The organism is Streptomyces sp. NPDC060000 (genome assembly GCF_042737375.1).
GTDB lineage: Bacteria > Actinomycetota > Actinomycetes > Streptomycetales > Streptomycetaceae > Streptomyces.
Map to the genome: position 1 here is coordinate 1 of NZ_JBHWUU010000119.1, position 21,812 is coordinate 21,812.

The 21,812-nt window shown below is 71.7% G+C and carries 18 protein-coding genes; 16 read left to right on the plus strand and 2 right to left on the minus strand.

Annotated features, from left to right (window positions below):
* Nucleotides 1-70: 70 nt before the first annotated feature.
* Complete coding sequence (bldD, locus tag ACFWBB_RS39550; RefSeq protein WP_020128858.1) at nucleotides 71-571, minus strand: transcriptional regulator BldD; 501 nt, start codon at nucleotides 569-571, stop codon at nucleotides 71-73.
* 241 nt (nucleotides 572-812) lie between these two features.
* Between bldD and pyrR the strand changes: the two genes are divergently transcribed.
* The 14 genes from pyrR to ACFWBB_RS39620 all read left to right on the plus strand — a co-directional run bounded on the left by pyrR (nucleotide 813) and on the right by ACFWBB_RS39620 (nucleotide 17,644).
* Entirely contained in the window at nucleotides 813-1,409 is a 597-nt protein-coding gene (gene pyrR, locus ACFWBB_RS39555) for a bifunctional pyr operon transcriptional regulator/uracil phosphoribosyltransferase PyrR (RefSeq protein WP_385283157.1), read from the plus strand.
* A 96-nt stretch (nucleotides 1,410-1,505) separates the two neighbouring features.
* On the plus strand, nucleotides 1,506-2,486 hold the full coding sequence (locus ACFWBB_RS39560) for an aspartate carbamoyltransferase catalytic subunit (protein ID WP_385283159.1): 981 nt from the start codon (nucleotides 1,506-1,508) through the stop codon (nucleotides 2,484-2,486).
* A gap of 4 nt (nucleotides 2,487-2,490) precedes the next feature.
* Nucleotides 2,491-3,777 (plus strand): dihydroorotase, encoded by a 1,287-nt coding sequence (locus ACFWBB_RS39565; RefSeq protein ID WP_385283162.1) that lies wholly within the window; start codon nucleotides 2,491-2,493, stop codon nucleotides 3,775-3,777.
* Nucleotides 3,774-4,355 (plus strand): hypothetical protein, encoded by a 582-nt coding sequence (locus ACFWBB_RS39570; RefSeq protein WP_385283165.1) that lies wholly within the window; start codon nucleotides 3,774-3,776, stop codon nucleotides 4,353-4,355. Before ACFWBB_RS39565 ends, ACFWBB_RS39570 begins: the two co-directional genes overlap by 4 nt.
* Entirely contained in the window at nucleotides 4,352-5,494 is a 1,143-nt protein-coding gene (carA, locus tag ACFWBB_RS39575) for a glutamine-hydrolyzing carbamoyl-phosphate synthase small subunit (RefSeq protein WP_385283168.1), read from the plus strand. The genes ACFWBB_RS39570 and carA overlap by 4 nt, the downstream gene beginning before the upstream one ends.
* On the plus strand, nucleotides 5,487-8,798 hold the full coding sequence (gene carB / locus ACFWBB_RS39580; protein WP_385283171.1) for a carbamoyl-phosphate synthase large subunit: 3,312 nt from the start codon (nucleotides 5,487-5,489) through the stop codon (nucleotides 8,796-8,798). The genes carA and carB overlap by 8 nt, the downstream gene beginning before the upstream one ends.
* Nucleotides 8,799-8,902: 104 nt before the next feature.
* A complete protein-coding gene (locus tag ACFWBB_RS39585; protein WP_385283174.1) occupies nucleotides 8,903-10,009 on the plus strand; it encodes a quinone-dependent dihydroorotate dehydrogenase in 1,107 nt (368 codons plus the stop codon).
* Nucleotides 10,006-10,848, plus strand: a complete 843-nt coding sequence (gene pyrF, locus ACFWBB_RS39590) for an orotidine-5'-phosphate decarboxylase (protein ID WP_385283177.1) — start codon at nucleotides 10,006-10,008, stop codon at nucleotides 10,846-10,848. The genes ACFWBB_RS39585 and pyrF overlap by 4 nt, the downstream gene beginning before the upstream one ends.
* A 276-nt stretch (nucleotides 10,849-11,124) precedes the next feature.
* Complete coding sequence (locus tag ACFWBB_RS39595; protein ID WP_026246651.1) at nucleotides 11,125-11,448, plus strand: integration host factor; 324 nt, start codon at nucleotides 11,125-11,127, stop codon at nucleotides 11,446-11,448.
* A gap of 60 nt (nucleotides 11,449-11,508) precedes the next feature.
* Nucleotides 11,509-12,102, plus strand: coding sequence for a guanylate kinase (gmk, locus tag ACFWBB_RS39600; RefSeq protein ID WP_385283180.1), 594 nt, complete (start codon nucleotides 11,509-11,511; stop codon nucleotides 12,100-12,102).
* 52 nt (nucleotides 12,103-12,154) lie between these two features.
* Complete coding sequence (rpoZ, locus tag ACFWBB_RS39605) at nucleotides 12,155-12,427, plus strand: DNA-directed RNA polymerase subunit omega (RefSeq protein WP_003988945.1); 273 nt, start codon at nucleotides 12,155-12,157, stop codon at nucleotides 12,425-12,427.
* Between the two features lie 122 nt (nucleotides 12,428-12,549).
* Nucleotides 12,550-13,752, plus strand: coding sequence for a bifunctional phosphopantothenoylcysteine decarboxylase/phosphopantothenate--cysteine ligase CoaBC (gene coaBC, locus ACFWBB_RS39610; protein ID WP_385283183.1), 1,203 nt, complete (start codon nucleotides 12,550-12,552; stop codon nucleotides 13,750-13,752).
* 240 nt (nucleotides 13,753-13,992) lie between these two features.
* Complete coding sequence (metK, locus tag ACFWBB_RS39615) at nucleotides 13,993-15,201, plus strand: methionine adenosyltransferase (RefSeq protein WP_385283186.1); 1,209 nt, start codon at nucleotides 13,993-13,995, stop codon at nucleotides 15,199-15,201.
* Between the two features lie 289 nt (nucleotides 15,202-15,490).
* A complete protein-coding gene (locus ACFWBB_RS39620; protein ID WP_385283189.1) occupies nucleotides 15,491-17,644 on the plus strand; it encodes a primosomal protein N' in 2,154 nt (717 codons plus the stop codon).
* A 569-nt stretch (nucleotides 17,645-18,213) separates the two neighbouring features.
* On the opposite strand, the gene ACFWBB_RS39625 is transcribed toward ACFWBB_RS39620, so the two are convergent.
* On the minus strand, nucleotides 18,214-18,819 hold the full coding sequence (locus ACFWBB_RS39625; protein WP_385283192.1) for a hypothetical protein: 606 nt from the start codon (nucleotides 18,817-18,819) through the stop codon (nucleotides 18,214-18,216).
* A 224-nt stretch (nucleotides 18,820-19,043) separates the two neighbouring features.
* On the opposite strand from ACFWBB_RS39625, the gene fmt reads away from it, so the two are divergent.
* Together fmt and ACFWBB_RS39635 are read left to right on the plus strand one after the other, a co-directional pair.
* Nucleotides 19,044-19,976 (plus strand): methionyl-tRNA formyltransferase, encoded by a 933-nt coding sequence (fmt, locus tag ACFWBB_RS39630; RefSeq protein ID WP_385283194.1) that lies wholly within the window; start codon nucleotides 19,044-19,046, stop codon nucleotides 19,974-19,976.
* A 327-nt stretch (nucleotides 19,977-20,303) separates the two neighbouring features.
* Nucleotides 20,304-21,749 (plus strand): RsmB/NOP family class I SAM-dependent RNA methyltransferase, encoded by a 1,446-nt coding sequence (locus ACFWBB_RS39635; protein WP_385283197.1) that lies wholly within the window; start codon nucleotides 20,304-20,306, stop codon nucleotides 21,747-21,749.
* Nucleotides 21,750-21,812 lie beyond the last annotated feature (63 nt).

A 21,812-nucleotide genomic window follows, 5' to 3' on the forward strand; every position in this document is an offset into this window, starting at 1 on the left:
AAACAGAAGTGGGCGGAACCGCTGGGTTCCGGCCACCCCGAGGGTACGTTTCTGCTCAACCGTGGAGCGGCTAGCCCTCCTCGTGGGAGACCGCGCGACGCGCGTCCGCGTCCAGGACACCCCAGCTGATCAGCTGCTCGGTCAGGACCGAGGGCGACTGGTCGTAGATGACGGCGAGGGTGCGCAGGTCGTCCTGGCGGATCGACAGCACCTTGCCGTTGTAGTCACCGCGCTGCGACTGGATCGTGGCCGCGTACCGCTGGAGGGGGCCCGCCTTCTCGACCGGCACATGGGCCAGTCGCTCCAGGTCCAGGACCAGCTTCGGCGGCGGCTCGGCGGCGCCGCCCGGAGTGGTGCCGGGCAGCAGTTCCTGCACGGGAACGCCGTAGAAGTCCGCCAGCTCGGCAAGCCGCTGCACGGTCACGGCGCGGTCGCCGCGCTCGTACGAACCGACCACGACCGCCTTCCAGCGTCCCTGGGACTTCTCCTCGACACCGTGGAGGGAAAGGCCCTGCTGGGTGCGGATCGCCCGGAGCTTGGCCCCGAGCTGTTTGGCGTATTCGCTGGACATATAGCTCCCCGGCACTGTGTCGACGCGGCAGGAGCCGCGTGCTGGTAACTCACTGTGAGGTTACGCAGCGTGATTCTTCTGCGTCAAGCCGAATGGTCCACACCGACGCTTCCGTGGTATCGCCGGCCGATTACGCCAAGGGGGTGATCGAGGGTGTCCTCCAGGCCTGCTAACGTAGATGGCGCAAATCCGACGTCCTTTAAGGTCCGTCCCGTGAGGCGGAGAAGGAGGTCCGTTTCATATGGACAAGCAGGACACCCAGCAGGACACCCCGCAGGATCTTCGGCAGGCCGATGCGCGGCCCGTTCTCGAAGGCCCCGACATCGCACGCGTGCTGACCCGCATCGCCCACGAGATCGTCGAACGCGCCAAGGGCGCCGACGACGTGGTGCTGCTCGGCATCCCGACCCGCGGCGTCTTCCTCGCCCAGCGGCTCGCCGCCAAGCTCGAGCAGATCACCGACCGGAAAATCCCGGTCGGCTCGCTCGACATCACCATGTACCGCGACGACCTGCGCATGCACCCGCCGCGTGCGCTGGCCCGCACCGAGATCCCCGGTGACGGCCTGGACGGCAAGCTCGTCGTCCTCGTCGACGACGTGCTCTTCTCCGGCCGCACCATCCGCGCCGCCCTCGACGCCCTGAACGACCTCGGGCGCCCGCGCGCGGTCCAGCTCGCGGTCCTCGTCGACCGAGGCCACCGGGAACTGCCCATCCGCGCCGACTACGTCGGCAAGAACCTCCCCACGTCGTTGCGGGAGACGGTCAAGGTCCAGCTCGCCGAGGAGGACGGTCGCGACACCGTGCTGCTCGGTGTGAAGCAGACCGCCCAGCAGTAGCACGCGCGCGTGCGGCCCCCGTTGCCGTGCGTCGCGCAGCCGTGCCCCTGCACGCCCGTGATCTCCCCACCTGAACTGCCTTACGGAGCCTGACAGATGCAGCGTCATCTCATCTCGGCCGCCGACCTCACCCGCGACGACGCCGTCCTGATCCTCGACACCGCCGAGGAGATGGCCCGGGTCGCCGACCGGCCCATCAAGAAACTGCCGACCCTGCGCGGCCGCACGATCGTCAACCTCTTCTTCGAGGACTCCACGCGCACGCGTATCTCCTTCGAGGCCGCCGAGAAGCGCCTCTCCGCGGACGTCATCAACTTCTCCGCCAAGGGGTCGTCGGTGTCCAAGGGCGAGTCCCTGAAGGACACCGCACAGACGCTGGAGGCCATGGGCGTCGACGCGGTCGTCATCCGGCACGGCGCGTCCGGGGCGCCGTACCGCCTGGCCACCTCCGGCTGGATCGACGCGGTCGTCGTCAACGCGGGCGACGGCACCCACCAGCACCCCACCCAGGCCCTCCTGGACGCCTTCACCATGCGCCGCCGGCTGGTCGGCCGGGACGCCGGGCTCGGCCAGGACCTCTCCGGCAAGCGCATCACGATCGTCGGCGACGTGCTGCACAGCCGGGTGGCCCGCTCCAACGTCGACCTGCTGCACACGCTGGGCGCCGAGGTCACCCTGGTCGCCCCGCCCACCCTGGTGCCGGTCGGCATCGAGTCCTGGCCGTGCGAGGTGTCGTACGACCTCGACAGCACGCTGCCCAAGTCCGACGCGGTGATGATGCTGCGCGTGCAGCGCGAGCGGATGAACGCCGCGTTCTTCCCGACCGAGCGCGAGTACTCGAGGCGCTACGGCCTCGACGGCGACCGCATGGCGCGGATGCCCGAGCACGCCATCGTGATGCACCCCGGCCCGATGGTCCGCGGCATGGAGATCACCGCCGAGGTCGCCGACTCCGAGCGCTGCACCGTCGTCGAACAGGTCGCCAACGGCGTGTCCATCCGGATGGCCGTCCTCTACCTGCTCCTGGGCGGCAACGAACCCGCCGTCAGCCACGCCCGTACCACCGAGGAGAAGTAAGTCCATGAGCAAGATCCTGATCCGCGGTGCGAAGGTGCTCGGTGGTGAGCCGCAGGACGTCCTGATCGACGGCGCGGTCATCGAGGCCGTCGGCACGGGGCTGTCCGCCGAGGGAGCCGAGGTCGTCGAGGCCGCCGGCAAGGTGCTGCTGCCGGGCCTGGTCGACCTGCACACCCATCTGCGCGAGCCGGGCCGCGAGGACTCCGAGACGGTGCTGACGGGCACCCGCGCGGCCGCTTCCGGTGGCTACACGGCCGTCTTCGCCATGGCCAACACCTTCCCCGTCGCCGACACCGCCGGTGTGGTCGAGCAGGTCTACCGGCTCGGGCAGGAGCACGGCTACTGCGATGTGCAGCCAATCGGCGCCGTCACCGTCGGCCTGGAGGGCAGGAAGCTCGCGGAGCTCGGCGCCATGCACGAGTCGGCCGCCGGTGTCACCGTCTTCTCCGACGACGGCAAGTGCGTCGACGACGCCGTGATCATGCGCCGGGCCCTGGAGTACGTGAAGGCCTTCGGCGGTGTCGTCGCCCAGCACGCGCAGGAGCCGAGGCTGACCGAGGGCGCCCAGATGAACGAGGGCGTCGTCTCCGCCGAGCTGGGGCTCGGCGGCTGGCCCGCGGTGGCCGAGGAGTCGATCATCGCCAGGGACGTCCTGCTCGCCGAGCACGTCGGCTCCCGGGTGCACATCTGCCACCTCTCCACCGCCGGCTCGGTCGAGATCGTCCGCTGGGCCAAGTCCCGCGGCATCGACGTCACCGCCGAGGTCACCCCGCACCACCTGCTCCTCACGGATGAGCTGGTCCGGTCGTACGACCCGGTCTACAAGGTGAACCCGCCGCTGCGCACCGAAAAGGACGTGCTCGCCCTGCGCGAGGCGCTCGCCGACGGCACCATCGACATCGTCGCCACCGACCACGCCCCGCACCCGCACGAGGACAAGGACTGCGAGTGGGCCGCGGCCGCCATGGGCATGGTCGGCCTGGAGACCGCGTTGTCGGTGGTCCAGGAGACGATGGTCGGGACGGGCCTGCTGGACTGGGCCGGGGTCGCGAGCCGGATGTCCTTCAAGCCCGCCCTCATCGGGCAGGCCAAGGGCCACGGGCGTCCCGTCTCGGCAGGTGAGCCCGCCAACCTCACGCTCGTCGACACGGAATACCGTGGGTCCGTGGACCCCGCGGGCTTCGCCTCGCGCAGCCGGAACACCCCGTACGAGGGGCGCGAGCTGCCGGGCCGTGTCACGCACACGTGGCTCCGGGGCAAGGCCACGCTCGTCGACGGGAAGCTCACGTGACATCTGCTGCACTATTGCTCGCGGCCGAGAAGGAATCGGCCGCGGTGACCGACTGGGCCGCGCGGATCGGCTGGGTGGTCGGCCTCGGACTGTTCGTCGCGCTCGTCTACTGGCTGATGCGCGAGGGCTGGAAGTGGCGCGGCACGCTCCAGGGCGACCTGCCTGAGCTCCTCACCGCGCCGGACGACCCCGGCCCGGCGAGACTGGGCATGAGCGGCCGCTACCACGGCTCCACCACCGCCGGACAGTGGCTCGACCGCATCGTGGCGCACGGCCTGGGCACCCGCAGCCGGGTCGAGCTCACCCTGACGGACGCGGGACTGGACGTCGTACGCCCCGGCGCGACCGACTTCTTCGTCCCGGCCGCCGCACTGCGCGAGGCCCGGCTCGACAAGGGCATCGCGGGCAAGGTCCTCACCGAGGGCGGGCTGCTGGTGGTGACCTGGGCGCACGGCGACAAGCTGCTCGACTCCGGTTTCCGGTCGGACCACGCGGCCGAGCACAACGAGTGGGTCGACACCATCAACTCCATGATCGACAAGACCGAGAACCCGACGGAAACGGAAGGCGCACGATGACGACCTCCACCAGGGGAACCACCAGGGTTCCCGCCGTACTCGTCCTGGAGGACGGCCGGATCTTCCGCGGCCGTGCCTACGGGGCCGTGGGGGAGACCTTCGGCGAAGCGGTGTTCTCCACCGGCATGACCGGCTACCAGGAGACCCTCACCGACCCGTCGTACGCCCGCCAGATCGTCGTCGCGACCGCCCCGCAGATCGGCAACACCGGGTGGAACGACGAGGACGACGAGTCGGGCCGCATCTGGGTCTCCGGCTACGTGGTGCGCGACCCCGCGCGCGTGCCCTCCAACTGGCGCGCCACGCGGTCCCTGGACGAGGCCCTGGTCCAGCAGGACATCGTCGGCATCTCCGGCATCGACACCCGCGCACTCACCCGCCACCTCCGCGAGTGCGGCTCGATGCGCGCCGGCATCTTCTCCGGCGAGGCGATCGGTTCCGGGACCGAGCTCCTCGCGCGCGTGCAGGCCCAGCCGCACATGAAGGGAGCGAGCCTCTACGAGGAGGTCGCCACCAAGGAGGCCTACGTCGTCCCCGCGGTCGGCGAGAAGCGGTTCACCGTCGCCGCCGTCGACCTCGGCATCAAGGGCATGACCCCGCACCGCATGGCCGAGCGCGGCATCGAGGTGCACGTGCTCCCGGCGACCGCGTCCGCCGAGGACGTCTACGCCGTCAACCCCGACGGCGTGTTCTTCTCCAACGGTCCGGGCGACCCGGCCACCGCCGAAGGACCCGTCGCGCTGATGACCGCGGTGCTGGAGCGCGGGACGCCCCTGTTCGGCATCTGCTTCGGCAACCAGATCCTCGGCCGCGCCCTCGGCTTCGGCACCTACAAGCTGAAGTACGGCCACCGCGGCATCAACCAGCCGGTCCAGGACCGTACGACCGGCAAGGTGGAGGTCACCGCGCACAACCACGGCTTCGCCGTGGACGCGCCGCTCGACCGGGTCAGCGAGACGAAGTTCGGCCGCGCCGAGGTCTCCCACGTCTGCCTGAACGACGACGTCGTGGAGGGGCTCCAGCTGCTCGACCAGCCGGCCTTCTCCGTCCAGTACCACCCCGAAGCGGCAGCCGGCCCGCACGACGCCGCCTACCTGTTCGACCGCTTCGCATCCCTGATGGAGGGCCAGCGTGCCTAAGCGCACCGATATCCAGTCCGTCCTGGTCATCGGCTCCGGCCCGATCGTGATCGGACAGGCAGCCGAGTTCGACTACTCCGGCACCCAGGCGTGCCGCATCCTGCGCGCCGAGGGTCTGCGCGTGATCCTGGTCAACTCCAACCCGGCGACGATCATGACCGACCCGGAGATCGCCGACGCCACCTACGTCGAGCCGATCACCCCCGAGTACGTCGAGAAGATCATCGCCAAGGAGCGCCCGGACGCGCTGCTGCCCACCCTGGGCGGTCAGACGGCCCTCAACACGGCGATCTCGCTCGACGAGAACGGCGTCCTGGAGAAGTACGGCGTCGAGCTGATCGGCGCCAACGTGGAGGCCATCAACAAGGGCGAGGACCGCGACCTGTTCAAGGGCGTCGTGGAAGCCGTTCGCGCGAAGATCGGGCACGGCGAGTCGGCCCGCTCGGTCATCTGCCACACCATGGACGAGGTCGTCGCCGGCGTCGAGACGCTCGGCGGCGGCTACCCGGTCGTCGTCCGGCCCTCCTTCACCATGGGCGGCGCCGGTTCCGGCTTCGCCCACGACGAGGAGGAACTGCGCCGCATCGCCGGCCAGGGCCTCACGCTCTCGCCGACCACCGAGGTGCTCCTGGAGGAGTCCATCCTCGGCTGGAAGGAGTACGAGCTGGAGCTGATGCGCGACAAGCACGACAACGTCGTGGTCGTCTGCTCCATCGAGAACTTCGACCCGATGGGCGTGCACACCGGCGACTCGATCACCGTCGCCCCGGCGATGACGCTGACCGACCGTGAGTACCAGATCCTGCGTGACATCGGCATCGCCGTGATCCGCGAGGTGGGCGTCGACACCGGCGGCTGCAACATCCAGTTCGCGGTGAACCCCGAGGACGGCCGGGTCATCGTCATCGAGATGAACCCGCGCGTGTCGCGTTCCTCGGCCCTCGCCTCGAAGGCGACCGGCTTCCCGATCGCCAAGATCGCGGCCAAGCTCGCCGTCGGCTACACCCTGGACGAGATCCCCAACGACATCACCCAGGAGACCCCGGCCTCCTTCGAGCCCACGCTCGACTACGTGGTGGTCAAGGCCCCGCGTTTCGCCTTCGAGAAGTTCCCGAGCGCCGACTCCACGCTGACCACGACCATGAAGTCGGTCGGCGAGGCCATGGCCATCGGCCGCAACTTCACCGAGGCCTTCCAGAAGGCGCTGCGCTCGCTGGAGAAGAAGGGCAGCCAGTTCACGTTCGTCGGTGAGCCCGGCGACAAGGACGAGCTGCTGCGGGAGGCCGTACGGCCCACCGACGGCCGCATCAACACCGTCATGCAGGCCATCCGCGCGGGTGCCACCCCCGAGGAGGTCTTCGAGTTCACGAAGATCGACCCCTGGTTCGTCGACCAGCTCTTCCTCATCAAGGAAACCGCCGACGAGCTGGCAGCCGCCGACCGCCTGGACGCCGACCTGCTCGCCGAGGCCAAGCGGCACGGCTTCTCCGACCAGCAGATCGCCGAGATCCGCGGGCTGCGCGAGGACGTCGTCCGCGAGGTCCGGCACGCGCTGGGCATCCGCCCGGTCTACAAGACCGTCGACACCTGCGCCGCCGAGTTCGCCGCGAAGACGCCGTACTTCTACTCCTCCTACGACGAGGAGAACGAGGTCGCGCCCCGCGAGAAGCCGGCCGTCATCATCCTGGGCTCCGGCCCGAACCGCATCGGCCAGGGCATCGAGTTCGACTACTCCTGCGTCCACGCCTCCTTCGCACTGTCCGAGGCCGGGTACGAGACCGTGATGGTCAACTGCAACCCGGAGACCGTCTCCACGGACTACGACACCTCCGACCGTCTGTACTTCGAGCCGCTGACGCTGGAAGACGTGCTGGAGATCGTGCACGCGGAGTCGCTGGCCGGCCCGATCGCCGGTGTGATCGTCCAGCTCGGCGGCCAGACCCCGCTGGGCCTGGCGCAGGCGCTGAAGGACAACGGGGTGCCGATCGTCGGCACCCCGCCCGAGGCCATCCACGCGGCCGAGGACCGGGGCGCCTTCGGGCGGGTGCTCGCCGAGGCCGGTCTGCCGGCCCCGAAGCACGGCACGGCCACCACCTTCGCCGAGGCCAAGGCCATCGCGGACGAGATCGGCTACCCGGTCCTGGTACGGCCCTCGTACGTGCTCGGCGGCCGCGGCATGGAGATCGTCTACGACGAGACCCGGCTGTCGTCCTACATCGCCGAGTCCACCGAGATCAGCCCCACCCGGCCGGTCCTCGTCGACCGCTTCCTCGACGACGCCATCGAGATCGACGTCGACGCGCTCTACGACGGCGAGGAGCTGTACCTCGGCGGCGTCATGGAGCACATCGAGGAGGCCGGCATCCACTCCGGCGACTCGGCGTGCGCCCTGCCCCCGATCACCCTGGGCGGCTTCGACATCAAGCGGCTGCGGGCCTCGACCGAGGCGATCGCCAAGGGCGTCGGCGTGCGCGGTCTGATCAACATCCAGTTCGCGATGGCGGGCGACATCCTCTACGTCCTGGAGGCCAACCCGCGCGCGTCCCGCACGGTCCCCTTCACCTCGAAGGCGACCGCGGTACCGCTGGCCAAGGCCGCCGCCCGGATCTCGCTGGGCGCGACCGTCGCCGAACTGCGCGCCGAGGGGCTGCTCCCGGCGACCGGCGACGGCGGTGAGCTGCCGCTGGACGCGCCGATCTCCGTCAAGGAGGCCGTGATGCCGTGGACCCGCTTCCGGGACACCTCCGGCCGCGGTGTCGACACCGTCCTGGGCCCGGAGATGCGCTCCACCGGCGAGGTCATGGGCATCGACTCCGTCTTCGGCACGGCGTACGCCAAGTCGCAGGCGGGCGCGTACGGCCCGCTGCCCACCAAGGGCCGCGCGTTCATCTCGGTCGCCAACCGCGACAAGCGCTCGATGATCTTCCCGGCCCGGGAGCTGGTCGCCCACGGCTTCGAGCTGCTCGCCACCTCCGGCACCGCCGAGGTCCTCAGGCGCAACGGTCTCAACGCCACGGTCGTGCGCAAGCAGTCCGAGGGCACCGGCCCGAACGGCGAGAAGACCATCGTCCAGCTCATCCACGACGGTGAGGTCGACCTCATCGTCAACACCCCGTACGGCACCGGCGGCCGCCTCGACGGCTACGAGATCCGTACGGCGGCCGTGGCACGGTCGGTGCCGTGCCTGACGACGGTCCAGGCGCTCGCCGCGGCCGTCCAGGGCATCGACGCCCTCAACCGCGGGGAAGTGGGCGTCCGCTCGCTCCAGGAACACGCGGAACATCTGACCGCGGCCCGCGACTGACAGCCCTCGGGGGGACACCGGAAACGGTGTCCCCCTCTTCATGAGACCTCTGCCCGAGGCTCTCTTCATGAGACCTCTGCGCGAGGCTCATCGGAGGACATCACATGTACAAGCAATTCTTCCGGCTGGTCTTCCGTCGGATGGACCCCGAGCGCGCCCATCACCTGGCCTTCCGCTGGATCCGGCTCGCGGTCCGCGTCCCGGTGCTGCGCACGTTCGTCGCGGCCGCCCTGGCCCCCCGGTACGAGGAACTGCGCACCGAGGCCTTCGGGCTGCGCATGCACGGCCCCTTCGGCCTCGCCGCCGGCTTCGACAAGAACGCCGTCGCCATCGACGGGATGTCGATGCTGGGCTTCGACCACGTGGAGATCGGCACCGTCACCGGTGAGCCGCAGCCCGGCAACCCCGGGAAGCGGCTGTTCCGGCTCGTGAAGGACCGGGCGCTGATCAACCGGATGGGCTTCAACAACGAGGGCTCGCTGGCCGTCGCCGCGCGCCTCGCCTCCCGTACGCCGGTCTTCAAGCCCGTGGTGGGCGTCAACATCGGCAAGACCAAGGTCGTACCGGAGGAGGAGGCTGTCGGCGACTACGTGAAGTCGACCGAGCGGCTCGCGCCCTACGCCGACTACCTGGTCGTGAACGTGTCCTCCCCGAACACGCCGGGCCTGCGCAACCTTCAGGCCACCGACGCGCTGCGGCCGCTGCTCAGCGCCGTCCGCGAGGCCGCCGACCGGGTGGTGACCGCACGGCGTGTCCCGCTGCTGGTGAAGATCGCCCCGGACCTGGCAGACGAGGACGTCGACGCGGTCGCCGACCTGGCCGTGGAGCTAGGCCTGGACGGGATCATCGCCACCAACACCACCATCGCGCGCGAGGGGCTCGGTCTGGCATCCGAACCTTCCCTGGTGAAGGAGACCGGCGGACTGTCCGGGGCGCCCCTCAAGGCCCGCTCGCTGGAGGTGCTGCGCCGCCTCTACGCGCGCGTGGGCGACCGCGTCACCCTGGTGGGCGTCGGCGGTGTCGAGGACGCGGAGGACGCCTGGCAGCGCGTCCTGGCCGGTGCCACGCTGGTCCAGGGCTACAGCGCCTTCATCTACGAGGGGCCCTTCTGGGGCCGCGCGATCCACAAGGGCCTGGCCGCCCGCCTGCGGACGAGCCCCTACGCCACTCTCGCCGACGCGGTCGGCGCCGACGTGAGGAAGACGGCATGACCCCGGAGCCCTTCGGCGCGCGGCTGCGCCGGGCCATGGACGAGCGCGGCCCGCTCTGCGTCGGCATCGACCCGCACGCCTCCCTGCTCGCCGAGTGGGGCCTGAACGACGACGTCGCCGGTCTGGAGCGGTTCAGCCGCACGGTCGTCGAGGCGACGGCCGACCGGGTCGCCCTGCTGAAGCCGCAGAGCGCCTTCTTCGAGCGGTTCGGCTCGCGCGGAGTCGCCGTCCTGGAGGACTCGGTGCGGGAGGCCCGGGCGGCCGGCGCCCTGGTCGTGATGGACGCCAAGCGCGGTGACATCGGCTCGACCATGGCCGCGTACGCCGAGTCCTTCCTGCACAGGGACGCCCCGCTGTTCTCGGACGCCCTCACCGTCTCGCCGTACCTCGGCTACGGGTCCCTGTCCCCCGCGGTGGCGCTGGCCCGGGAGAGCGGCGCCGGGCTGTTCGTGCTCGCGCTGACCTCCAACCCGGAGGGCGGCGAGGTCCAGCACGCGGTGCGGGCCGACGGGCGCAGCGTGGGCGCGACGATGCTGGCGCACCTGGCCGCGGAGAACGTGGGGGAGGAGCCGCTGGGCTCCTTCGGGGCGGTCGTAGGCGCCACGCTCGGCGACCTCTCCTCGTACGACCTGGACATCAACGGCCCGCTCCTCGCGCCCGGCGTAGGTGCTCAGGGGGCGACCCCGGCGGACCTCCCGCGCGTGTTCGGCTCCGCGGTGCGCAATGTCGTACCGAACGTGAGTAGGGGTGTGTTGCGTCACGGTCCCGACGTCGTCGCTCTGCGTGACGCCGTGGATCGGTTCGCGCGAGAGGTCCGGGCCGCCGTGGCCTCCGTCTGAGAGGTGCCGGCCGCCCGACCGGGGGTTCGGCGGGCGGCCCGGGGGCGACTTGAGCCTGGATACATCCTCAAATCCGGGGCATTATGTCTTAAATGTCCGGCCTGGTGGAGGCTGACCAGGACTTTTCCTCGGTTCTCGCTGACTCTGGCGGAGTTGGCCGCTAGTCTCCGACGGAGAGTGAACGGGCAGCGTGTTGCCCGTAGCTCACCAGGTGAGGGCCGACCAGGTTCCTCACCGGTCCGTATCCGACAGTTCGACATCCGAGGTGACGTAGGCGTGGCTCTTCCGCCCCTTACCCCCGAACAGCGCGCAGCCGCGCTCGAAAAGGCCGCCGCGGCTCGCCGGGAGCGGGCCGAGGTCAAGAATCGACTGAAGCACTCCGGCGCCTCGCTTCACGAGGTCATCAAGCAGGGTCAGGAAAACGACGTCATCGGCAAGATGAAGGTCTCCGCCCTCCTGGAGTCGCTCCCGGGCGTGGGCAAGGTCCGCGCCAAGCAGATCATGGAGCGACTCGGCATCTCCGAGAGCCGCCGCGTGCGCGGCCTCGGTTCCAACCAGATCGCGTCCCTGGAGCGTGAGTTCGGCAGCACCGGCGCCTGATTCCCGGCTCCTGCGGGACAGGAGTCCCGGGCACTCCGGGTTTGCTGGAATAATCGCTGCATGGCAGTAACACTCCGGGGGACGACCCCCGAACCCCCGGACGCACGTCCGCGGCTGACCGTGCTCTCCGGCCCCTCCGGGGTCGGCAAGAGCACGGTCGTCGCTCATATGCGCAAGCAGTATCCCGAGGTCTGGCTCTCGGTGTCGGCGACGACCCGTAGGCCCCGGCCGGGCGAGAAGCACGGAGTCCACTACTTCTTCGTCACCGACGAGGAGATGGACAAGCTGATCGCCAACGGCGAGTTGCTGGAGTGGGCCGAGTTCGCCGGCAACCGTTACGGCACTCCGCGCACCGCCGTGCTCGAGCGCCTGGAGTCCGGCGAGCCGGTCCTCCTGGAGATCGACCTCCAGGGTGCCCGGCAGGTCCGCGAGTCCATGCCCGACGCGCAGCTGGTCTTCCTGGCCCCTCCCTCCTGGGAGGAACTGGTCCGCCGGCTGACCGGGCGGGGCACCGAACCCCCCGAGGTGATCGAGCGCCGCCTGGCGGCCGCGAAGATCGAACTCGCGGCCGAGCCGGAGTTCGACGTGACCCTTGTCAACACCTCCGTCGAGGACGTGGCTCGTGAGCTGCTAGCCTTGGTCGGTGTTGTGTGATTACGAGCCTGTGATCGCGACCATTCTTTTCCCATCCATCGGAAGGTAGAGCGTGTCCTCTTCCATCTCCGCGCCCGAGGGCATCATCAACCCGCCGATCGACGAGCTCCTCGAGGCCACCGACTCGAAGTACAGCCTCGTGATCTACGCGGCGAAGCGGGCCCGCCAGATCAACGCGTACTACTCGCAGCTCGGCGAGGGCCTCCTCGAGTACGTCGGTCCGCTCGTGGACACCCACGTCCACGAGAAGCCGCTCTCGATCGCCCTGCGCGAGATCAACGCCGGTCTGCTGACGTCCGAGGCCGTTGAGGGTCCGGCTCAGTAGTATTTTCGGTTCGCAGTAGGTTTTTCCACAGGCCCGGCAGCACGTCTGCCGGGCCTGTGGTGTCTGATGGACTCGTACGCCGGGAGCCGCGGCGCACGTTTTCCGAGGTGCGGGGAGAGACGGTGGCCAAGCCGAAGGTCGTTCTGGGGGTCAGTGGTGGCATCGCCGCCTACAAGGCCTGCGAGCTGCTGCGCAGACTGACCGAGTCGGGCCATGACGTCCGCGTGGTCCCCACCGCGTCCGCGCTGCACTTCGTCGGCGCCGCCACCTGGTCCGCCCTCTCCGGCCACCCCGTCTCCACGGAGGTCTGGGACGACGTCCACGAGGTCCCGCACGTCCGTATCGGCCAGCACGCCGACCTGGTGGTCGTCGCCCCGGCCACGGCGGACATGCTCGCCAAGGCCGCCCACGGCCTCGCCGACGACCTCCTCACCAACACGCTCCTCACGGCCCGCTGTCCGGTCGTCTTCGCCCCCGCGATGCACACGGAGATGTGGGAGCACCCGGCCACCCGGGAGAACGTGGCGACCCTGCGCCGCCGGGGCGCCGTCGTCGTCGAACCGGCCGTCGGCCGCCTCACCGGCGTCGACACCGGCAAGGGCCGGCTGCCCGACCCGGCCGAGATCTTCGAGGTCTGCCGCCGGGTGCTGGCCGGGGGAGTCCGCGAACCCGACCTCACCGGCCGCCATGTCGTGGTCAGCGCCGGCGGCACCCGCGAGCCCCTCGACCCGGTCCGCTTCCTCGGCAACCGCTCCTCCGGCAAGCAGGGCTACGCCCTCGCCCGCACCGCCGCCGCCCGCGGCGCCCGCGTCACGCTGATCGCGGCGAACACCGGCCTGCCCGACCCGGCCGGGGTCGACGTCGTCCAGGTCGGTACGGCCGTACAGCTGCGTGAGGCGGTCCTCAAGGCCGCCGCGGGCGCCGATGCGGTCGTCATGGCGGCCGCCGTGGCCGATTTCCGGCCGGAGACGTACGCGGCCGGCAAGATCAAGAAGCAGGACGGCCGGGAACCGGACCCCATCGTTCTCGTGCGAAATCCAGACATCCTCGCCGAGATCTCCGCCGACCGGGCGCGCTCCAACCAGGTGGTTGTCGGCTTCGCCGCCGAGACCGACGACGTCCTCGCGAACGGCCGGGCGAAGCTCCGGCGCAAGGGCTGCGACCTGCTGGTGGTGAACGAAGTGGGGGAGCGCAAGACGTTCGGTTCCGAGGAGAACGAGGCCGTCATACTGGGCGCCGAAGGCGGCGAAACGCCCGTGCCGCACGGCCCCAAGGAGGCTCTGGCCGAAATCGTGTGGGACCTGGTGGCGCGGCGGCTGAGCTGACTGTTCGATACGCCTCACCTTTGGCTCGTGCCTCGGTCGATTCGGGTGTGGCGCCCCTGGCCAACGGTGCTCGGCATTCGGCAGAATGCCCGTGCCGCAGGTCACAGCGCTCCCGAGAGGCGAGACGGGTGGGCCCGTGGCGGGGCACGACCGATAAACTGTTCTCGGACGACGCCGGGCGCAGCTCCTGTCGCGTCCGCCAATGATCAGCCAGCAGCCGCTGCAACCCCAGGGAGCGTTGTGTCCCGTCGCCTTTTCACTTCGGAGTCTGTGACCGAGGGTCACCCCGACAAGATCGCTGACCAGATCAGCGACACCATCCTCGACGCCCTGCTGCGTGAGGACCCGGCCTCCCGGGTCGCCGTCGAGACCCTGATCACGACCGGTCTGGTGCATGTGGCCGGTGAGGTCACCACCAAGGCCTACGCGCCGATTCCCCAGCTGGTGCGCGACAAGATCCTCGAGATCGGCTACGACTCCTCCAAGAAGGGCTTCGACGGCGCCTCCTGCGGTGTCTCGGTGTCCATCGGCGCGCAGTCGCCTGACATCGCCCAGGGTGTCGACACGGCGTACGAGAACCGCGTCGAGGGCGACGAGGACGAGCTGGACCGCCAGGGCGCCGGCGACCAGGGCCTGATGTTCGGCTACGCGTCGGACGAGACGCCGACCCTGATGCCGCTGCCGATCTTCCTGGCGCACCGCCTGTCGAAGCGCCTGTCGGACGTCCGCAAGAACGGGACCATCCCCTACCTGCGCCCCGACGGCAAGACCCAGGTCACCATCGAGTACGACGGCGACAAGGCCGTCCGTCTCGACACGGTCGTCATCTCCTCGCAGCACGCGAGCGACATCGACCTGGACTCCCTGCTGGCCCCCGACATCCGCGAGTTCGTGGTGGAGCCGGAGCTGAAGGCGCTCCTGGACGAGGGCATCAAGATCGACACCGAGAACTACCGCCTGCTGGTGAACCCGACCGGCCGCTTCGAGATCGGCGGCCCGATGGGTGACGCGGGCCTCACCGGCCGCAAGATCATCATCGACACCTACGGCGGCTTCGCCCGGCACGGCGGCGGCGCCTTCTCCGGCAAGGACCCGTCCAAGGTCGACCGCTCCGCCGCGTACGCGATGCGCTGGGTGGCGAAGAACGTGGTGGCGGCGGGTCTCGCCGCCCGCTGCGAGGTCCAGGTCGCCTACGCCATCGGCAAGGCCGAGCCGGTCGGTCTCTTCGTCGAGACCTTCGGCACCGCCAAGGTCGACGCCGAGAAGATCGAGAAGGCCATCGACGAGGTCTTCGACCTCCGTCCGGCCGCGATCATCCGCGACCTCGATCTGCTGCGCCCGATCTACGCCCAGACCGCCGCGTACGGCCACTTCGGCCGTGAGCTGCCCGACTTCACGTGGGAGCGCACGGACCGCGTGGACGCGCTGCGCAAGGCCGCTGGTCTGTAAGCCGGCCCGTTCAGCGACCCGCCGAGCCCGGCTTCTCCCTGGGGAGCCGGGCCTCGGTGCGTCTGAGGGGACGCCGGCGGGCAGCGCAATTGGCTCGCGGGGTGGATCGGGACTTCGTAGGCTGGTGATCTTCCGGTGCGAAGGTCGCGGCTACTTCGGTGGAGTGCGCCTTTGGGCGTGCGGTGAAACTGGCAGGACGCGTGCCGCGGCCGACTTGAACTCGGGAGGGTGACGCCGGGGCGCCTTCGGACGCCCTCGGTTGTCAGTGGCGTTTGGTAAGAATGCAGGTGTGAGCAGCGAGAACGGGCAGGGGGACGGTGGCGCGGCCGGGGAGGGCGCGCCGCCCGAGCAGCTCGCGTTGATCCGGGAGAGCGTGCGGCAGGCCAAAACGCCGCGGGCCAAGCCCCGGACATGGCGGGGAGCGGCGCTGGCCGGGGAGCTGCCGGTCGCGCGGGTGCTCGTCGACAAGGGCGTACTGCATCTGGACCGGTACTTCGACTATGCGGTGCCGGCCGACCTGGACACCGACGCCCAGCCGGGAGTGCGGGTACGGGTGCGGTTCGGGGCCGGTCGCGGGCGGGTGCGGGAAGGGCGGCGCGAGGGCGGGGGGCTCATCGACGGTTTCCTCGTCGAGCGGCTCGCCGCCTCGGACTACCCCGGGCCGCTGGCGGCGCTCGCCCAGGTGGTGTCGCCCGAGCCGGTGCTGAGCCAGGAGCTGCTGGGGCTGGCCCGGGCCGTGGCCGACCGCTACGCGGGGAGCCTGGCCGACGTCCTCCAGCTGGCCGTGCCGCCGCGCAACGCCCGTGCCGAGCAGCGGCCCTCCCCTGTCCCGCTGCCCCCGCCGAGGGCCCCGGAGACCGGGTCCTGGGAGCGGTACGAGCGAGGGGGCGCGTTCCTCGAGTCGCTGGCGTCCGGGGGCGCGCCACGGGCGGTGTGGAACGCCCTGCCCGGTCCCGCATGGAGCGAGGAGCTGGCGCGGGCCGTCACCGCGACGCTCGCCTCGGGGCGCGGGGCACTGGTCGTCGTACCCGACGGGCGGGCCGCCGCGCGGGTCGACGCGGCGCTGACGGCGTCGCTGGGCGAGGGGCGGCACGCGCTGCTCACCGCGGACGCCGGGCCCGAGAAGCGGTACCGGGAGTGGCTGGCCGTACGGCGGGGGTCCGTGCGGGCGGTGGTCGGGACCCGTGCGGCGATGTTCGCGCCGGTGCAGGACCTCGGTCTGGTCGCGCTCTGGGACGACGGGGACGACAGCCACAGCGAACAGCACGCGCCGCAGCCCCACGCGCGCGAGGTGCTGCTGCTGCGCGCGGCGCAGGACAGGTGCGCTTTCCTGCTGGGGGGGTGGAGCTGCACCGTGGAGGGCGCGCAGCTCGTCGAGAGCGGGTGGGCGCGTCCGCTGATCGCCGCCCGGGAACAGGTGCGGCGCAGCGCTCCGCTGGTGCGCACGGTGGGCGACCTGGACCTCGCGCGCGACGAGGCCGCCCGGGCCGCCCGGCTGCCCACCCTCGCCTGGCAGTCGGCCCGTGAGGGACTGCGGCACGGGCCAGTGCTCGTGCAGGTGCCCCGGCGGGGCTATGTGCCGCGGATGGCGTGTGCGCAGTGCCGCGCCGCCGCCCGGTGCCGGCACTGCGCCGGGCCGCTGGAGGCGCGGGACGCAGGCGCCCTGTGGTGCGGGTGGTGCGGGCGCGAGGAGAGCGCGTGGCACTGTCCGGAGTGCGGTTCGTTCCGGTTGCGGGCCCAGGTCGTGGGGGCCCGGCGGACCGCCGAGGAGCTGGGGCGGGCGTTTCCCGCCGTGCCGGTGCGGACGTCGGGGCGCGAGCAGGTGCTGGACACCGTGCCGGGGACGCCCGCGCTCGTCGTGTCCACGCCCGGGGCCGAGCCGGTCGCCGAGGGCGGATACGCGGCCGCGCTGCTGCTGGACGGCTGGGCCATGCTCGGCCGGCCCGACCTGCGGGCCGGCGAGGACGCGCTGCGCCGCTGGATCGCGGCCGCCGCACTCGTACGGCCGTCGGAGGACGGGGGGACCGTGGTCGTCGTGGCCGAGCCGACCCTGCGGCCGGTGCAGGCGCTGGTGCGCTGGGATCCCGTGGGGCACGCGGTGCGGGAGCTCGCCGAGCGGGCCGAGCTGGGCTTTCCGCCGGTGTCGCGGATGGCGGCGGTGTCGGGGACGACGGAGGCCCTGGCGACGTTCCTGGCGGCCGTCGAACTGCCGCGGGAGGCGGAACTGCTGGGGCCGGTTCCGGTGCCGGCCGGCCCGGTGGGGCGGCCCCGGCGGCCGGGGGCCCCGCCGCCCGGGGAGGAGTGGGAGCGGGCGCTGATCCGGGTGCCGCCGGGGAGGGGCGCCGCGCTGGCAGCCGCCCTCAAGACGGCACAGGCGGCCCGGATGGCCCGGGGCGGTGAGGAGGCGGTGCGGGTGCGGATCGATCCGCCGGACATCGGATGAGGAACGTGAGGCGAGCCGGGGGGCCGGTGTGCGGGGGTGAGGGGAGTTGGCGGGGGCCGGTGTGCGGGGGTGAGGGGAGTCGGCGGGGCGGGCGTGTGGAGGCGAGAGAGGCCGGCGGGGTCGCCGAGTGGGGTGAGGGAAGTCGGTGGGGGCCGGTGGGGGCCGGTGTGCGGGGGTGAGGGGAGTCGGCGGGGGCGCCGTGTGGAGGCGAGAGAGGCCGGCGGGGTCGCCGAGCGGGGTGAGGGAAGTCGGCGGGGCCGCCGAGTGGGGTGAGGGAAGTCGGCGGGGGCGCCGTGCGGAGGCGAGAGAGGCCGACAGGGTCGCCGCGTGAGGGTGAGGGAAGTCTGCGGGGCCGGCATGCCGGGGTGAGGGAAGTCGGCGGGGGCCGGTGTGCGGGGGAGGCGCGTCGGCGGGGGCCGGTATGCCGGGGTGAGGAAAGCCGACGGGTCGCCGTGCGGGGGAGAGGGAAGCCGACGGGCCGGCATGCGGGGAGGCCGGTATGCGGCTGCCCTCTCGGGCGTGGGCCGAGAGGGCAGGGTGGGGAGGTGCACGATGTCGGGTGCGGTGCGTCAGCCGTTGCGCGGGCCGGGGAAGGCGGTCGACCGGGCCTCGTCGCGCAGAGCCTGGCTGCCGGCTTCGCGCAGGGTCGGGGCGCCGGCTTCGCGCAGGGCCGGGCTGCCGGCCGTCGGCTGGGTCGGCATCGACCGGGCGGCGGGGACCGTGGGAACCGTCGGGATGCCCGTGTTCACGCTGAGCGTGCGGGCGGTGGTGGGCTCCGTCGGCAGCTCCGCCTCGGCGGTGGAGGTGGAGGCGGCGGCCTGCGCGGCGGCGCGGCGGGCGCCGTAGCGGCGGTGTACGGCCTGCTTGGTGACGCCGAGCGCGGAGCCCACCGCGTCCCACGAGAAGCCGAGCGAACGGTCGAAGTCCACCGCCGCGGTGACGAGGGTCTCGACGCTGTCCCGCAGTTCCTGGGCGAGGCGGACCGTGGGGGCGGGGGCGCGTCCGTAGACGACGAAGCCCGTGGACGGGCCGGAGCGGCGGGGGCGGTAGACGTTGCCCAGCTGGGCGGTGAGGGTGCGCAGTGCGTCCACCTGCCGGCGGACGCGCTCGATGTCCCGCACCAGCAAGTGCAGGCTGGCCCGGGCCTGGGCGTCGTGGGTTGCATGGTCGGCCATGAACAAGCCTCTCGAACCGGCGTTGAAGTAGGTGTGGTCAACTCTTTCTTGACCAACGCGGGTTCGCTCCGCTGGTCACGGTGTGGGGGCGTATGGGCATATGCGTACGCCCCCCGGGGGCGGGGCGTTCCCGTGGTGCCTCCCGCGTCGGCGGCTGTCCCGGCCGGCGTCATAAACTTGTGCGTTGCCCGTCGTTCGTCCCGCCCGAGAGGCCCCGCCCACTCATGAAGCTCGTCTTCGCCGGTACCCCCGAGGTCGCCGTTCCCGCTCTGGACGCTCTGATCGCCTCCGGGCGGCACGAGGTGGCCGCCGTCGTCACGCGGCCCGACGCGCCGGCCGGCCGGGGACGGAGGCTGGTCGCCTCGCCCGTCGCCCAGCGCGCCGAGGAAGCGGGCATCGAGGTGCTGCGGCCCGCCAAGCCCCGGGATCCGGAGTTCCTGGAGCGGTTGCGGGAGATCGCGCCCGACTGCTGCCCTGTCGTGGCCTACGGGGCTCTGCTGCCCCGGGTGGCGCTGGACATCCCGGCCCGCGGCTGGGTCAACCTGCACTTCTCGCTGCTGCCCGCCTGGCGCGGGGCCGCTCCCGTGCAGCACTCCATCATGGCGGGGGACGAGATCACCGGTGCCTCCACCTTCCTCATCGAGGAGGGACTCGACTCGGGGCCGGTGTACGGGACGGTCACCGAGGAGATCCGTCCCAGCGACACCAGCGGGGACCTGCTCACCCGGCTGGCCTTCGCCGGCAGCGGGCTGCTGGCCGCGACGATGGACGGCATCGAGGACGGCACGCTGAAGGCCGTACCGCAGCCGGGTGAGGGGATCACCCTCGCGCCGAAGATCACCGTCGAGGACGCCCAGGTCGACTGGGCCACCCCGGCTCTGCGGGTCGATCGCGTCGTGCGCGGCTGCACCCCCGCCCCCGGTGCCTGGACCACCTTCCGCGGGGAGCGGCTCAAGCTCATCCAGGTCCAGCCCGTTCCCGGGCGGACCGATCTCGCCCCGGGCGCGCTGCTCGTCGGCAAGAACAGCGTGCACGTCGGCACGGGCTCGTACGCGGTCGAGCTGCTGTGGGTGCAGGCGCAGGGCAAGAAGCCGATGCGCGCCGCCGACTGGGCGCGGGGCGTCCGGATCGGGGACGGGGAGAGCGTCGGGGCGTAACGGTCCTTCGCAAGCCCCGCACGGTCTGCGGCGTCGCATGTTCGGTAGCCCCGCACGGTCTGCGGCGTCGCATGTTCGGTAGCCCCGCACGGTCTGCGGCCCCGCGCTGTCTGCGAGGCCGCATGGCGTGCGAGCCCGTCCGGTCTGTGAGCCGAGCTGGTCGACGGGCGGCCCGGCCGACAGCCACCCGGTCGGCATACAGACGGCCCCGCCGCCCCGTGAGCCCCACCCGTCCCGTGAGCCCCACCCGTCCCGCGATACCCACCCGGCGTACCCACCGACGTACGCTGGACGCACCTTCCATCCTGCAATCCGGAGCACCTTTTCGTGAGCGACCAGCCCCACCGTTCCCGCAAGCCGGGCAAGCCCTACCGGCGGCCCCAGAAGGACCCCGTCCGACTCCTCGCCTTCGAGGCGCTGCGGGCCGTGGACGAGCGGGACGCGTACGCCAACCTCGTGCTGCCTCCGCTGCTGCGCAAGGCGCGTGAGAAGGAAGGCCCCGACAAGTTCGACGGTCGCGACGCGGCCCTCGCCACCGAGCTCGTCTACGGGACCCTGCGCCGCCAGGGGACCTACGACGCCGTCATCTCCGCGTGTGTCGACCGCCCGCTGCGTGAGGTCGATCCGCCGGTCCTCGACGTCCTGAGCCTCGGCGTGCACCAGCTGCTCGGGACGCGCATCCCGACCCACGCGGCCGTGTCCGCCTCCGTCGACCTGGCCCGGGTCGTGCTCGGCGACGGACGCGCCAAGTTCGTCAACGCCGTGCTGCGCAAGGTCGCGGCCCATGATCTCGACGAGTGGATCGAGAAGGTCGCCCCGCCCTACGACGACGACCCCGAGGATCATCTCGCCGTAGTGCACTCGCACCCGCGCTGGGTCGTCTCCGCGCTGTGGGACTCTCTCGGCGGCGGGCGGGCCGGCATCGAGGACCTGCTCGCGGCGGACAACGAGCGGCCCGAGGTGACGCTCGTCGCCAGGCCCGGGCGCGCCACCACCGAAGAGCTGCTCCGGGAGGAGGCCGCGGTCGCCGGGCACTGGTCGCCGTACGCCGTGCGGCTCACCGAGGGCGGTGAGCCCGGGGCCATCGACGCCGTACGGGACGGACGTGCGGGTGTGCAGGACGAGGGCAGCCAGCTCGTGGCGCTCGCGCTGGCCAACGTGCCGCTCGACGGGTCCGACACCAAGTGGCTGGACGGGTGTGCCGGCCCCGGCGGCAAGGCCGCGCTGCTCGCCGCCCTCGCCGCCGAACGGGGGGCCGCCCTGCTCGCCTCCGAGAAGCAGCCGCACCGCGCGGGCCTGGTCGCCAAGGCCCTCGCCGGCAACCCCGGGCCCTACCAGGTCATCGCCGCCGACGGGACGCGGCCGCCGTGGCGGCCCGGCTCGTTCGACCGGGTGCTGATGGATGTGCCGTGCACGGGCCTCGGCGCCCTGCGGCGGCGGCCCGAGGCCCGCTGGCGGCGCCGGCCGGAGGACCTCGACGGGTTCGGGCCGCTCCAGCGCGGGCTGCTGCGGACCGCGCTGGAGTCCGTCCGGGTCGGGGGCGTCGTCGGGTACGCCACCTGCTCGCCGCACCTCGCCGAGACCCGGGTCGTGGTCTCCGACGTTCTCAAGCAGTACCCCGGGGCCGAGCTGATCGACGCGCGGCCGCTGCTGCCGGGCGTACCGGCGCTGGGGGACGGGCCCGACGTCCAGCTGTGGCCGCATCTGCACGGGACCGACGCCATGTACCTGGCGTTGATCAGAAAGACCGGCCGAGACCCGCGCGAGGGGTAGCGGGACGCGCACGCGGAAGGCCGGCCCCACGCCATGGCGTGGGGCCGGCCTTCTTCATCGTGG